Consider the following 14183-nt stretch of genomic DNA (forward strand, 5'->3'; position numbering starts at 1 on the left):
TTGGGTGGCACCGTCCTTCTTCATCCCCATCGCATGTCCGCCCCCTCCGTTCCTCCCGCTGTGTCCAACCCGACAGTTCCTGCTCACGAGCGCGAGGCCGACTGGCTGAAGAACATCTACCGGCCCCACGAGGCCAACCTCACGGTGCGCGCGGTGGTCGTCGGCATGCTCATCGGGGCGGCGATGTGCCTCTCGAACATCTACGTCTTCTTCAAGACGGGCTGGAGTCTCGGCGTGACGCTGACGGCGTGCATCCTCGCCTTCGGCTCGTTCCAGTTCCTGCAGGCGCTGCGGATCGTGAAGAAGCCGCTCGGCGTGCTGGAGAACAACGCGCTGACCACGGTAGCCTCGGGCGCGGGTTTCATGACGGGCGGAGGCAACATGGCGGCCTTTGGCGCGCTGTTCATGATCACCACGGTGCGGCCCGATTCCACAGCGATGATCGTGTGGTTCGGCGTCATCGCGGCGCTGGGTGTGTTTGCGGCCATCCCGATCAAGCGCCAGCTCATCAACCATGAGGGCCTCGCGTTCCCCACGGGCACGGCGACGGCGGAGACCATCCGCTCGATCCACGACGCCGCGGCGGGCGGCGGCAAGGGCAAGGCTGCGTGGCTCGCCGGGTCGGCGGGCGTGGCGGCGGTGCTGACGTGGCTGCGTGACGCATGGCACTGGATTCCCGGCACCTTCGGCCTGCCGGTCAGCCTGGCCGGGCACACGCTGGCGCAATGGACGCTCTCGCTGAAGGCCGAGGTCGTGTTGCTTGGCGGCGGCGCGCTCATGAGTTTCCGCACGGGCTGGTCTTTGCTGCTCGGCGGCATCCTGACCTACGCCGTGCTGGCGCCCGCGCTCGTGGCGCAGGGGATCGTCACCACCGTCAGCTACAAGGCCATCGTGGCGTGGACGCTCTGGCCGGGCGCGGCGATTTTGGTCGCGTCGGGGCTCACGTCGTTCGCGCTGGATTACAAGAGCATCGCCCGCTCGTTCTCCGGGCTCGGTCGGATTTTTGGTCGCAAGGGCGCGCAACCCGCCGAGAGCGGGATCGAGGCGGTGGAGTGTCCGGAGTGGTGGTTCCCCGTCGGCTTTCTCGTGCTCGCGCCGGTGGTCACCGGCCTGATGGTCTGGCTGTTTCAGATTCCTCTCTGGGCCGGATTGGTCGCCGTGCCGCTGGCGGTCGTGATGGGTTTCGTGGCCGCGCGCGTGACCGGCGAGACCGATGTCACGCCGACCAAGGCGCTGGGCCCGGTTACGCAGATGATCTACGGTATCATCACGCCCGGCAACGTAGCCGGAAACATCATGTCCGCCAACGTCACGGGTGGCGTCGGCCTGCATGCCGCAGACCTGCTGACGACGCTCAAGACCGGCTGGCTGCTCGGCGCCAAGCCCCGGCACCAGCTTTACGCGCAGCTCTTCGGCGTGATGGCCGGAGCGGCGATCGTGGTGCCGGCCTTCAACATCATTTTGCCCGATCCCAGCGTGCTGGGTGGCGAGGCCTGGCCGGCGCCATCGTGCGTGGTGTGGGCCGGCGTGTCGCAGGCTTTCTCAGGCGGCATCGCGGCGCTGCATCCGTCGTCCAAGACCGCCATCGTGGTCGGGCTCATTCTCGGCGTGGCGCTCTCGCTGTTCGAGAAGTTCGCGCCGCGCAAACTCCGTCCCCTGCTGCCCTCGGCCTCGGGCCTCGGCATCGCCATGGTCATCCCGGGCAGCAACTGCATCGCCATGTTCCTCGGGTCGGCCGTTGCGGAATGGATGCGCCGGAAGTGGCCCGCGGTTGCGGACAAACTGGTCGTGCCCGTGGCTTCGGGCCTCATCGCCGGCGAGAGCCTGATGGGCATCCTCATCGCGTTTTTGATCGTGTCCGGGGTGATCGCGGGTTGAGGCGGAACGGTGCGAGAAACTAGCCGCACTTGAGTCCAGCGGACGCAGGACGAAAGCGTGGCCGCGCAAGCGGGAAACGGGTGTGATGACGCGCGGGGAAGACCACATTGTCTCCCGCGTCCGCGGGATCCAATGCGTCTACATGGCTACCCGGCTCCGGCCGTGTCCGGTGTTTTGGGGACTTGAGCAAAGTCTGCGGTCCGGGCATGCTGCAGCCACCCCATGAAGATTAAGACGCTGGTTGCCCTGTCCCTGTTGCTGACCGCTGGTGCAAACGTTCCGGCCGCGCCCTACGAACCCAAGTGGGAATCGCTCGACCGGCGGCCGACGCCGGCGTGGTTCGGCGAGGCGAAGTTCGGCATCTTCATCCATTGGGGCGTGTATTCCGTGCCGGCCTGGGCGCCGGTGGGGCAGTATGCGGAATGGTATTGGCAGTGCGTGCTGAGCAAGGACCCCAAGAAGGCGGCGTGGCGGCCGTATCACGAGGCGACCTTTGGCGCGGGTTTCGACTACCGGGATTTCGCGCCGCAGTTCCGGGCGGAGCTGTTCAAGCCCGAGCAGTGGGCGGACGTCTTCGCGCGCTCCGGCGCGAAATACGTCGTGCTCACCTCGAAGCACCACGACGGCTTTGCCCTCTGGCCGAGCACCGAGGCGAGCCGCACCTGGGGCCGGCCGTGGAACGCCGTCGAGACCGGCCCGAAGCGCGACCTGCTGGGCGACCTCGCCGACGCCACCCGCGCGCGCGGGCTGACCTTCGGCATCTACTTTTCCTACTACGAGTGGTTCAACCCGCTCTGGCTGTCCGACAGGAAGCGCTTCGTGGACGAGCACATGATCCCGCAGTTCAAGGACGTCGTCACCCGCTACCGGCCCTCGCTGATCTTCAACGATGGCGAGTGGGAGATGCCCTCGGCCGGGTGGCGCAGCGAGGAACTGCTGGCATGGCTGTTCAACGAATCACCCGTGCGCGATGAAGTCGTGGTCAACGACCGCTGGGGCGGAGAAACGCGCCACAAGCATGGCGGCTACTGGACCACGGAATACGCCGCCGGCCTCGCCGACGGGTCGCACCCGTGGGAGGAGAACCGCGGTATGGGTCATTCCTACGGTCTCAACCGCGCCGAGCGCGCGGAGGATTATCGCAGCACACGCGAACTCGTGCTCCTGCTGATCGACACCGTCAGTCGCGGTGGCAACCTGCTGCTCGACATCGGGCCGGCGGCCGACGGCACCATCCCGCCGCTCATGGAGCAGCGCCTGCTCGAGATCGGCGACTGGCTGCGCGTGAACGGCGAAGCCATCCACGGCACGCGGCCGGCCGCGCGCGCCGCCCAGTGGACCGAGGGCAAACGCCCCGAACAGGCCTATGGTGACTACCAGGTGCGCTACGAACTGCTCGAGCAGGTCGGCCAGCAACCGCGCGACGGCCGGGCCGTTAAGCAGGTTTTCTTCACGCAGAAGCCCGGCACGCTCTACGCCATTACTGCCGGCTGGCCGGGCCGCACACTCACTCTGCACGACGTGGATCTGCCCGCCGGGGCCAGCGTGACTCTGCTCGGTGTGTCTGGTGAACTGAAAGTCGAGCGTCGCGGCGCAGCGCTGGTCGTGACGCTGCCCGACCTGGGCCCCGACGAGGCGCCGAGCCGCTACGCGCACGTGCTGAAGCTCCCGGGTGCGACGGTGAAACGATAGAGGTTCGCTGGAGGGCCCGGCTCCCGCGGGGCCGAAGTAGGTCGGGCTTTACGCCCGACGCCGTGTGCGGGCCAGTCGGAGCCCCCCCCCGATCTATAGTTTTCGATCCGGCCGGTGCGGAGACCGGCCCCAGTTTCGCGGACACGCTCCGGCTTCACTATTGCGAGCCTCTACGCCTTGGTGAGCGGGCGGGGGACGCCCATGACGCTGTCGATCTCCTGCTTGAAGCGGGCGAGGGCGTCGTCGGACATGCCGTGCGTGACCGTGACGCCGTAGCGGGAGCGGAGGTAGGCCTCGATGGACATCCATTGGCCGTCGTGGAAGAGTCGCTTGGTCCAGGCGCACATGCGCACCATCTCGCGCGGACCGTCGGCGAACGGTGCACTCGAGGCACTGCGCCGGAGCTCGGCCACCTCGTCGGCGGCACGCACCGCCTCGATGCCGGCGCTGGTGGCATCGGCGAGCGCTTGCAGCCAGTGCACGGCCTCAGCCGAGACATGATGGGTGGATGCCCAGTAGGCCCCGATCGCCCCGAGAGGATCCTGGCTGCGGATCGGCACCATCACGAGGCTGCGCACGAAGGTCGCACGGTAGGCGTTCTGGGGTATCCGTAAATCCAGGGTGATGTCAGGAATCGCCACCGCCTGTCGATGCAGCATGGCCCAGCCGCTGACACATTCGCTCATCGGGAAGCGGCGACCCTTCCAGAGCGGCGCGATGCTGTCCTCGTCCACGTAGAAGCACTGGTGGCCGTCGCGGAGGACGAAGGACACGCCATCGGCCCCGGTGCCGGTGCGCGCGGCGTGAGTCACGATGGTGATGATCGCGTCGAGTGATTCGGCGGTGGAGACATCCTGCACGGCCCGGATGAGCAGTGCGGGCGAAAGTGCGGCTACCGGTGGAGGTGACGATGAAAGCTTAGACATGACGGGTTGGGGAAACCCGGGCCCTTGACGTGCAGACTATACCGCGGCGGTTCCCTTCAAACAATGGGTTCCTGCCGCCGAATCGGGTTTAGTTACTTTGCTTATTCGCCACCGTTTGACGGGAACGGCCGCGCTTCGGCCCGGAATCTGCTCAACCGGAGCAACCCCTTTCCCCATGGATTTGAGCCTGCTGAAGCATCTTCCTGCCGTGGCCTTCGCACCCGGCCAAGTGGTCATCACCGAGGGCCAGCCGCTGGCCGGCCTGTATTTTCTCGAGAGTGGTGAAGTCGAGGTCCTGAAGGAGGGCGAGTTGATCGCCGAAGTTTACGAACCGGGCGCGGTGTTCGGCGACATGGCGTTCCTGCTCGGGACCACCCCGACCGCCACGGTGAAGGCGCTGACCGAGACCGTTTTCCGGCATGTGTCCGATCCGGCGGTGTTTTTTGCGACCACGCCGGGCGTCGCCCTGCATACCGCGACGATCCTCGCCCGGCGGCTCGACTCGCTCAACCGCTACCTTGTGGACATCAAGCACCAGTTCCGCGACCGGTCGGACCACCTCGGCATGATCGACGAGATGCTCGACGCGCTGATGCACAAGCACCCGCGCAACATCCCGCGTCGGCCGCAGGATGATTAGGGCGGAAAAATCAGAGTGTAGCCGCGCTGGAGCGCAGCGACAGCGTGGTTCTGTGTGCGGCCACGCTTTCATCCCGCCTTGGCGGGACTCACCGTGGTTACCTGTTTCCGGGATCAGGGTTCGAATGGAACCTGACTAGGAGCCAGTTGATTGCGGGGCTTCGGCGGCATCGAGCGAGACTTCCTCGTCACCCGCCTGTGAAACCCAGCGGGCGGTTCGCCGCTCAAGGTCGAGCTCGATGAAGGCCGGGGGCGCGCCGGACTGGCGGCCGGGATTGAAAACCCAGGTGCGCCCGACGCGCGCCGCCCAAGCACCACCGCTGCGGAAGGGCGAGTTATGGATATGGCCGGAGAACACAAAGTCGGGCGCCAACTCGGCGATGGTTTCCACCAGGAAGGCGTCACCCGCGTGGGCCTTGCCGGTCCAGCTGACGCCGACGCCGTCGGGCGGGGCGTGATGTACCCACAGCCAGGCGCCGGTTGCAGCGGCGCGCTCCGTGCGCAGGAAGGCGCGCATCTTCTCCCGCGTGGCCGGGCCGTCCCACCACGGGCAGACCGAAAGGCGCAGGCCGTTCAGGTCAACGCCGGCGCCGTCCACGGTGAGACCGGCGGCCCGCACGCGCTGCAGCCAGCGGGCGACATACTCCTGCGACTCGTTCTTCTCGTCGCCGTCGTGGTTGCCCGAGCAGGCCAGCAGCCGGGTCTTCGCGCTGATGGTGCGAAGGTATTTCACCACGACGGTAATCTGGGAATCCAGGTCGAGGTGCCCCGCGACATCCAGCAGGTCGCCCGCGATGATCACCACGTCGAAACGCTCCGCCTGCTGCGCAATCCAGTCGAATTGGGGCAGGCTGAAGTGCAGGTCCGACACGACGAGCAGTTTCATGGGGTAGGTGGACCGGACAGAGCCTGTCCCGTGCCAGCGACGCCCGCAATTCCGCCCAGAGGCTTGGGTCGCGCGGGCAGCGGGGTGTTTCGGAAGTTGATTCGCACGTGCTGATCCCGCAGACCAGCGGCATGCTCCAGCCGGGTTCAATCCTTCCTGCAGTCGCCGCCATCGCGCGGGGCGCCGGGGACATCATCCTGCGGCATTTCGCCGCGCCGATCCCGATTTCCGGGCGCAAGAGCAGCCGGTCCGATGTCGTGACGGCGGCCGACACCGAGGCGGAGGCCTTCATCGTGCGCGAGCTGCTCGCGCGGTTTCCGGATCATCATATCGTGGGCGAAGAGGGCGGCGGACAAGGCGCGTCGGCCGCGTCGGCGCCGTATCACTGGTTTGTGGACCCGGTGGACGGCACGGTGAACTTTGCGGCGAAGCTCCCTCATTTCTGCACGAGCATCGCGCTCGCCACGGCGGAGCGCGAACCGCTGCTCGGCGTCGTTTATGATCCCGTGCGCGGAGAGCTCTTCACCGCGGTGGCGGGGCAGGGGGCACAGTTGAACGGACAGCGCATCGGGGTCACGCTCACGGACAAGTTGAGCGACGCGGTGGTCTCCAGCGGATTCCCCTACGACAAGCATACCAATCCCGACAACAACCTGCGGGAATGGGCGGCTTTCCTGCAGCACATCCGCGGCGAGCGCCGACTGGGGAGCGCGGCTTTGGACCTGTGCTGGCTCGGCGCCGGCCGGCTCGACGGTTATTGGGAAAAGGATCTCAAGCCATGGGACGCGATGGCGGGGATGCTCATCGCCCGCGAGGCCGGCGGCATGGTGACGGACTACGCCGGCGGGTCGCATCCGCAGCGGCAGGATCGCGGGCGCTACGTGGCCAGCAACGGCCGCCTCCACGCGGAGATGCGGGCGGTGCTGGCCTCGGTTGCGGGCGGCTGACAGCAGCGCACCAGACTCAAAGCGGAGGGTCCGCATCTCTGCGGACCGGGTTAGGCTCGCAGGGACGCGAGCCCTCCCGAAGTGCCATGCCTCCAATCAGGCCAAACTTCGGGCAGTCCCGGAGAGGCGAGACGTTCAACGCGAGCGCGGGGCGCCGCCCTTGCGTTTCATCAACTCGGCGCTGGAACGATCGAGCTGGGCGCGCTCCTCGGGGGTGAGGCTGTGGATGCCCGACCGGGCGATTTTGTCGAGGAGGGCATCCACATCGGCCATGCCCTGGGCGGTGATCGGCGCAGCGGTGCGGGGTTTCTCCGGGGCTTGGCCGGGCAGAACCTTGAACTTCGGGCCACGGAGGCGGGCAAAGGGGTTGGGGATTTTGGGCAGCGTGAAGCGGCCCTGCTCGTAGCGCACGTAGCCGTGCGCGAAGCCGGCTCCTGCCCAGAGCGAGAGCAGGCTCGGCAGATCACGGTTGGCCAGGTGGATCAGGGAGTAGATGGCGACCAGAACCCAGGCCAGCCACTTGGCCAGGATGTTGAAGAAGAAGGGCGCGGAAGGATACAGCGTGGCGAAGGCGATGAAGACGCCGAACGATCCGGTCTGCCCGCTGATGCTCTGTTTCCAGCCGAACAGACCGAGAACCGTGAACAGCACCGGCGTCAGCAGGTAGAGTCCGGCGTAGAGCTGGAGAAAGATGCGGCGTCCGAAGAATTTCTCCACCTCGCGCCCGAACCACACGAGCATGAACATATCGATCACGAACCAGAGGCTCGGGGCGTTCACCAGGCCGTAGGTGAACACCCGCCACACCTGGCCGCGCAGGACTTCCGTGGCGGTGAACGGCAACCACTCGAACGGGGCGCTCACCCGGAGCGCGAGACAGGTGGTCGTCACCAGCATCGACAAGACATAGCCGAGCACGATGACATGCGGCGAATACAGCGGGTATTCGCCGATATGGAGCACGGGGCGGGTCTGGTCGCTGGGATCGAAGCGGATCATGCGAGTAATCTGAATCAGGATGCGGCCGCGGGTTGATTTCCGCAAGCGCGGGATGCCTCCGGGGAGGACTGGGCGGCCAAGTTGGCCTCAGCCGAGCTCGGCGCGGATCTTGGCGCCCAAGGCGGCATACTCCTCGACGGAGAGCAGGACCTTCGGGTCGGGCATCATCGTGAAGGTCGTGCCCCAGGCCGGACCGTCCACGTATTTGGGCACGAGATGAACGTGCAGGTGGGGAAGCTTGTCGGAATAGGCGCCGTAGTTGATCTTGGCCGCGCCCATCGCGGTGCGGATGGCCTTGGCGGCGCGGGCGACATCCGCCGTGAACTTCGCCAGCTCGACCTCGGGCAGTTCGTAGAGTTCGTTGACGTGGCCGTGAAAGGCGACGATGCAGCGACCACGGTAGGTTTGTTCCTTGAACAGGTAGAGCGTCGAGACCGAGAGCGGCGCCAGCTCGATCATGAGGTCGTGCAGCCGCTGATCTTTGCGGCAATAGAAACAGTCGGGGAGGGTGCTCATGGGGTATTGTCAGACGGGGTGAGGCGGAAAAAAGGCCGGACATGGTTGTCCGGCCCAGAATATAGAATTACGAAATGGCTTACGCCAGCTTCGCGCCACGGGCTTGGGCGGCGCGGATCAGGGCGTCGGCCATGTCGGACGGGGTGACGGCGCACTCGATGCCGCACTCCTTGAAGACGGCGATCTTGGCGGCGGCGGTGTCCTCGGCTCCGCCAACGACGGCGCCGGCGTGGCCCATGCGGCGGCCCGCGGGGGCGGTGGCGCCGGCGATGAAGCCCGCGACGGGCTTCTTGCAGTTGGCCTTGATCCAGCGCGCGGCCTCGACCTCGGCGTTGCCGCCGATCTCGCCGATCATGATGATGCCCCAGGTCTCGGGGTCGTCGTTGAACATCTTGATGACGTCGAGGTGCGACGTGCCGTTGACCGGGTCGCCGCCGATGCCGACGGAGGTGGTCTGGCCTAGGCCTTTGGACGTGAGCTGGAACACGGCTTCGTAGGTGAGGGTGCCGGAGCGGGAGACGACGCCGACGTGGCCCTTCTTGTGAATGTAGCCGGGGGCGATGCCGATGCGGCAGCCGCCGGTGGAGTCCTTGCCGGTGCCGGGCGTGACGAGGCCGGGGCAGTTGGGCCCGATGAGACGGGTCTTCTTGCCGGCCATGGCGCGCTTGGCGGCGATCATGTCGCGGATCGGAATGCCCTCGGTGATTGCTACCACGAGGTCGAGACCGGCGTCGGCGCCCTCGAGGATGGCGTCGGCCGCGAAGGGCGGCGGTACAAACACGGCGGAGACGGTGGCGCCGGTGGCGGCGACGGCGTCGGCGACGGTGTTGAAGATCGGGACCTTGTGGCCGTTGTGCTCGAAGAACTGGCCACCCTTGCCGGGCGTGACGCCGGCGGCGATCGTGGTGCCGTAGTCGAGGGAGAGCTTGGTGTGGCGTCCGCCGAACTCGCCGGTGATGCCCTGGACGAGGACCTTGGTTTCAGGAGTGATGAGAATGGACATTTTAGGAAAGGAGTTTTGGGCCCACGGAACACACGGAATACACAGAAGAAATTCAGGGTTTGGTTTCGGTGTATTCCGTGTGTTCCGTGGGCAAATTATTTAGGCGACGAGTTTGACGATCTTCTGGGCGGCGTCGGCCATGGTGTCGGCGGAGTCGATCTTCAGGCCGGACTCGGCGAGGGTCTTCTTGCCGGCGGCGACGTTGTTGCCCTCGAGGCGGACGACGAGCGGGATCTTGAGCGTGAGCTCGCGGGCCGCGGCGACGACGCCGGTGGCGATCGTGTTGCAGTCCATGATGCCGCCGAAGATGTTCACGAGGATGCCCTTCACGTTGGGGTCGGTGAGGATGATCTTGAAGGCCGCGGTGACCTGGTCCTTGGAGGCGCCGCCGCCGACGTCGAGGAAGTTGGCCGGGCTGCCGCCAAAGTGCTTGATGATGTCCATCGTGCTCATGGCGAGGCCGGCGCCGTTGACGAGGCAGGCGATGTTGCCGTCGAGGGCGATGTAGGAGAGCGAGTATTTCGAGGCCTCGATTTCCTTGGGGTCTTCCTCGTTGAGGTCGCGGAGGGCGACGATCTCGGGGTGGCGGAAGAGTGCGTTGTCGTCGAAGGAGACCTTGGCGTCGAGGGCTAGCACCTGGCCGGTGGGGGTGGTGATGAGGGGGTTGACCTCGACCATGGCGGCGTCGGTTTCCCAGAACATCCTGTAGAGGGCCGGGATGAGCTTCACCGCGTTCTTGAAATAATCACCGGTGAGGCCGAGACGGAAGGCCAGCTCGCGGGCCTGGTAGCCCTGGAGACCGACGGCGGGATCGACGACGATCTTGAAGATCTTCTCCGGGGTCTCGTGGGCGACCTTCTCGATCTCGACGCCGCCCTCGGTGGAGGCGACGATGACCGGGCGGGATGTCACGCGGTCGAGGAGGATGGCGAGGTAGTATTCCTTCTGGATGTCGCAGGCCTGGGTGAAATAGACGGTCTGGACCTTGCGGCCGGCGGGGCCGGTCTGGGCGGTGACGAGGGTGTTGTTGAACATCCGGTTCGCCAGCTCAAGGGCCTCGGCCTTGGTCTTGGCGAACTTCACGCCGCCCTTGAAGCCGTCGGTGAAGGTGCCCTTGCCGCGGCCGCCCGCGTGGATCTGGGACTTGACGATGATGGGGCCTTCGTGGCCGAGGGTGGCGAGCGCCGACTCGAACTCGGCGGGGGTGCGGGCAGCGACGCCCCGGGGGACGGCGACGCCGTATTTTTCAAAGAGGGCCTTGGCCTGATACTCGTGAATGTTCATGGGAAAGAGGACCTGACTTTTAGCCACAAAGGCCGGGCAATTGACACAAAAAAGCGCGGCCCGCGGCGGAGTCGCCAAGCGGGGCCCGGCGGGTGGGGCGGCAGGGGGTGGTCGGACAGTTCATCTATGCCCGGAGTGACGGCCATGACACGCGGCGCGGCAAGGGAGGATTGCCATCGGAGGGCCAAAGGCCAAGATCCGCGCATGCAATCGCATGAGCTGCTCAAGGAGGTCCTGAAGAAAACCAGCGCGAAGCAGATTTCGGCCGACATGGGCCTGTCGCTTTCGCTCATTTACAAGTGGGCCGAGCCGCCGCAGGACGAGACCGGCAGCGGCGCCAACAACCCGCTCGACCGCATCGAGCAGCTGCTGCGCATCACCAACGATACGCGCATCGCCCAGTGGGTGTGCGAGCGTGCCGGCGGCTTCTTCATCACGAACCCCAAGGCCAAGCCGCATCCCTACCAATTGATTCCGCTCACGAACAGCATCGTGCAGGAATTTGCCGACATGCTGGGTGTGATCGCGGTCGCGGCGGCCGACAATGCGATCTCCAAGGACGAGGCGAAAGCGATCCGTCGCCGCTGGGAAGACCTGAAATCCGTGACCGAGGGTTTCGTGCACAGCTGCGAGGAGGGGAATTTCGGTGCGCTGCAGGCCGCGGCCATTACGAAGCCTGATGCGGCCAAGCCGCGCGATTAGTTCGTGTTGAGTTTGGCGGCGCGGAGGCGCGTCGGGCAAGCGGTTGAACCCGAAAGCGGCCGGGTGTTTTCACTCGGAGAATCACCAGGGATGAAAACATTTCATCACCCGCTGGGGTTTCAATGAATCGTTTGAGCCCGTTATGACAATGGGCTCGTTTCGGGCTGGCAGGGGAGTTGCTGAATCAGCGGCGGACGCAACGGGCGGCATTTGCCCGGCGGTCCGCAACACAAACCCAGCAAAAACCTACTGCACTCATGACCAAGCAATCCTTCCGTCTCGCGGGATGGGCCTCCGCCCTCCTGGCTCTCGCCGCCACGGCCCAGGCCGAGGTGAAGTTGAACGAAAACTTCTCCGTCTCCGGCTACATCAGCGGTTCGGCCGCCTACACCGAGTGGGACAACGGCACCGCCGGTGACACCGACGACTCCTTCATGGATGTGGATTCGGTCAAGCTGCAGTCCACCGCCACCTTTGAGAAGACCACCGGCACGATCAGCCTGCACACCTTCACGAGCCACGACCCCGTCGTGCTCGATGCGTATGCCACCTACACGATCGATTCCGGCACCACGGTCACCGTCGGCAAGTTCCTCAGCTGGCTCGGCTATGAGGCCTTCGATTATCCGAACATGCTGCAGATCTCCTACGCCAACGACTTCTCCGGCTTCATCCCCGCCTATCACTCCGGCGTGAAGATGGAGTACACGGCCGAGGGCGTGACCGGCGGCTTCGCCGTGCTCGATTCCGTCTATGGCCCGACCTACTACAAGGGTGACGGCGACCTCGACAACGGCGCCGGCTTCGAAGGCTACCTGAAGTTCACCCAGGGTGACTCCAGCCTCTTCGCGGCCATCGCCTATGACGGCGGTGTCGCCGGCAGCGAGGACAACCGCACGACCTTCGACATCTGGGGCCAGACCAAGGTCGGCAGCACCACGCTCGCCGCGGAATACTGCTACTCGAAGCTCGATTCCGCCGCCGGCGACGCCGACGGCTACTTCTGGCTGCTCCTCGCCATGGCCCCGCTGAACGACAAGTGGACCCTCACCGGCCGTCTCTCCGGCGGCGAGAACGAGGCCGTCGCCGTGACCACCTCGACCCCGACCTTCTTCAAGGCCACCATCTCCCCGGCCGTGACCGTGACGCCGAACCTCGGCGTGCTGTTCGAATACAGCTACACGAAATACGACGACTTCTCCACCGAGAGCGCCTCGTTCTTCGGCGCGCAGGTCATCTTCAAGTTCTAATCCGGTCCGCTGACGCGGCCGTCCTCCCTCCCGCGGCGATCTTGAAAATCGCCGCGCCGGAGCGGGCCGCTGTTTGAATCCCCGCCGCCGGCGCGCGCTGATCCGCCGCGCCGTCCGGCCCACGCCTCAAAAACATTTTTTCCGTCACACACCATGTTCAAGTCATCCCGTTACCTCATTGCCGCGGGCGCGCTTCTCGCCTCCGCTTACGCCCAGGCCGCCGATACCGTCAAGGTCGGCGTGCTTCACTCCCTCTCCGGCACGATGGCGATCAGCGAAACCTCGCTGCGCGACGTGCTCCTGTTCACCTTCGACGAGATCAACGCCAAGGGCGGCGTGCTCGGCAAAAAGATCGAGCCCGTCGTCGTGGACGGCGCCTCGAACTGGCCGCTCTTCGCCGAGAAGGCCACCCAGCTCCTCGAGCAGGACAAGGTCGCCGTGACCTTCGGTTGCTGGACCTCCGTGTCCCGCAAGTCCGTGCTGCCCGTGTTCGAGAAGAACAACGGCCTGCTCTTCTACCCGGTGCAATACGAGGGTGAAGAAGAGTCCCAGAACGTCGCGTACACCGCCGAGGCCGTCAACCAGCAGGCCACGCCCGCCGTCGACTACTACCTCGCCGAGGGCAAGAAGAAGTTCTACCTGCTCGGCTCCGACTACGTCTATCCGCAGACCACGAACCTCGTGCTCCTCGAGTATCTCCTCTCGAAGGGCGTGCCGCTCGACAACATCGGCGGCGGTTTCCGTCGCGACGGTTCCGGCAAGATCATCTCCGCCGGCAAATACACGCCGTTCGGCCACACCGACTACCAGCAGATCGTCGCCGAGATCAAACAGTTCGCCGCCTCCGGCGACGCCTGCGTGATCTCGACCCTCAACGGCGACACCAACGTTCCCTTCTTCAAGGAATACGCCGCCTCCGGCCTCACTGCCGAGACCTGCCCGGTCGTCTCCTTCTCGATCTCCGAGGATGAGTTCCGCGGCCTGCCCGCCGACCAGCTCGTCGGCCAGCTCGGCTGCTGGACCTACTTCCAGTCGATCGACTCTCCGGCCAACAAGAAGTTCGTCGCTGATTTCCAGGCCTGGCTCAAGAAGACCACCGTCCCCGGCGTCGTGAAGGAAGGCCGCGTGACCTGCTCGCCGATGGTGCTTTCCTATGTGGGCGTTTACCTGTGGAAGGCCGCGGTCGAGAAGGCCGGCTCCTTCGACGTGGACAAGGTCCGCGCCGCCTTCAAGAGCGGGATCTCCTTCGACGGTCCCGGCGGCAGGGTCACCTCGCAGCCCAACATGCACGTCACGAAGAACGTCTTCATCGGCGAGACCAAGGCCGACGGCCAGTTCAAGATCGTGAAGTCCTTCGACAACGTTTACGGCGAGCCCTGGCTCAAGGGTAAGTTCAAGTAAGGCGCGGCCGAAACCGCCTTGTCATCGCGAGTCCGGCATGGCCGGGCGGGGTGTGATCCA

At 65.6% G+C, this 14183-nt stretch carries 13 protein-coding genes; 7 read left to right on the top strand and 6 right to left on the bottom strand.

Annotated features, from left to right (window positions below; genetic code table 11):
• Window positions 1–33 precede the first annotated feature (33 nt).
• Window positions 34–1878 carry an OPT family oligopeptide transporter gene (locus ESB00_RS05725; RefSeq protein WP_129046763.1) on the top strand — a complete coding sequence of 615 codons (1845 nt, stop codon included), beginning with the start codon at window positions 34–36 and terminating at the stop codon, window positions 1876–1878.
• A 222-nt stretch (window positions 1879–2100) separates the two neighbouring features.
• Window positions 2101–3570 carry an alpha-L-fucosidase gene (locus ESB00_RS05730; RefSeq protein ID WP_129046764.1) on the top strand — a complete coding sequence of 490 codons (1470 nt, stop codon included), beginning with the start codon at window positions 2101–2103 and terminating at the stop codon, window positions 3568–3570.
• 170 nt (window positions 3571–3740) lie between these two features.
• On the opposite strand, the gene ESB00_RS05735 is transcribed toward ESB00_RS05730, so the two are convergent.
• Entirely contained in the window at window positions 3741–4496 is a 756-nt protein-coding gene (locus ESB00_RS05735; protein WP_129046765.1) for a GAF domain-containing protein, read from the bottom strand.
• A 175-nt stretch (window positions 4497–4671) separates the two neighbouring features.
• On the opposite strand from ESB00_RS05735, the gene ESB00_RS05740 reads away from it, so the two are divergent.
• A complete protein-coding gene (locus ESB00_RS05740) occupies window positions 4672–5136 on the top strand; it encodes a Crp/Fnr family transcriptional regulator (RefSeq protein ID WP_129046766.1) in 465 nt (154 codons plus the stop codon).
• A 135-nt stretch (window positions 5137–5271) separates the two neighbouring features.
• Here the strand turns inward: ESB00_RS05740 and ESB00_RS05745 are convergent, their stop codons facing one another.
• Complete coding sequence (locus tag ESB00_RS05745; RefSeq protein ID WP_129046767.1) at window positions 5272–6021, bottom strand: metallophosphoesterase family protein; 750 nt, start codon at window positions 6019–6021, stop codon at window positions 5272–5274.
• Between the two features lie 107 nt (window positions 6022–6128).
• On the opposite strand from ESB00_RS05745, the gene ESB00_RS05750 reads away from it, so the two are divergent.
• Window positions 6129–6968, top strand: a complete 840-nt coding sequence (locus tag ESB00_RS05750; RefSeq protein ID WP_129046768.1) for an inositol monophosphatase family protein — start codon at window positions 6129–6131, stop codon at window positions 6966–6968.
• 135 nt (window positions 6969–7103) lie between these two features.
• On the opposite strand, the gene ESB00_RS05755 is transcribed toward ESB00_RS05750, so the two are convergent.
• From ESB00_RS05755 to sucC, 4 genes are all read right to left on the bottom strand, one after another.
• Window positions 7104–7967, bottom strand: a complete 864-nt coding sequence (locus ESB00_RS05755; RefSeq protein ID WP_129046769.1) for a rhomboid family intramembrane serine protease — start codon at window positions 7965–7967, stop codon at window positions 7104–7106.
• 87 nt (window positions 7968–8054) lie between these two features.
• Window positions 8055–8483, bottom strand: a complete 429-nt coding sequence (locus ESB00_RS05760; protein ID WP_129046770.1) for an HIT family protein — start codon at window positions 8481–8483, stop codon at window positions 8055–8057.
• A 79-nt stretch (window positions 8484–8562) separates the two neighbouring features.
• The gene (gene sucD / locus ESB00_RS05765) at window positions 8563–9486 is read right to left on the bottom strand and encodes a succinate--CoA ligase subunit alpha (RefSeq protein WP_129046771.1); all 924 of its coding nucleotides are present in this window, start codon (window positions 9484–9486) and stop codon (window positions 8563–8565) included.
• 99 nt (window positions 9487–9585) lie between these two features.
• Window positions 9586–10770: an ADP-forming succinate--CoA ligase subunit beta gene (sucC, locus tag ESB00_RS05770; protein ID WP_129046772.1), complete on the bottom strand. Its 1185-nt coding sequence runs from the start codon at window positions 10768–10770 to the stop codon at window positions 9586–9588.
• Window positions 10771–10974: 204 nt separating this feature from the next.
• Here sucC and ESB00_RS05775 point away from each other — a divergent pair, with 204 nt between their 5' ends.
• The 3 genes from ESB00_RS05775 to urtA all read left to right on the top strand — a co-directional run bounded on the left by ESB00_RS05775 (window position 10975) and on the right by urtA (window position 14123).
• The gene (locus tag ESB00_RS05775; protein ID WP_129046773.1) at window positions 10975–11472 is read left to right on the top strand and encodes a phage regulatory CII family protein; all 498 of its coding nucleotides are present in this window, start codon (window positions 10975–10977) and stop codon (window positions 11470–11472) included.
• Between the two features lie 257 nt (window positions 11473–11729).
• Window positions 11730–12722 (top strand): outer membrane beta-barrel protein, encoded by a 993-nt coding sequence (locus ESB00_RS05780; RefSeq protein WP_129046774.1) that lies wholly within the window; start codon window positions 11730–11732, stop codon window positions 12720–12722.
• A 153-nt stretch (window positions 12723–12875) separates the two neighbouring features.
• Window positions 12876–14123: an urea ABC transporter substrate-binding protein gene (gene urtA, locus ESB00_RS05785; protein ID WP_129046775.1), complete on the top strand. Its 1248-nt coding sequence runs from the start codon at window positions 12876–12878 to the stop codon at window positions 14121–14123.
• Window positions 14124–14183 lie beyond the last annotated feature (60 nt).

It is taken from the genome of Oleiharenicola lentus (assembly GCF_004118375.1).
Lineage (GTDB): Bacteria > Verrucomicrobiota > Verrucomicrobiia > Opitutales > Opitutaceae > Lacunisphaera > Lacunisphaera lenta.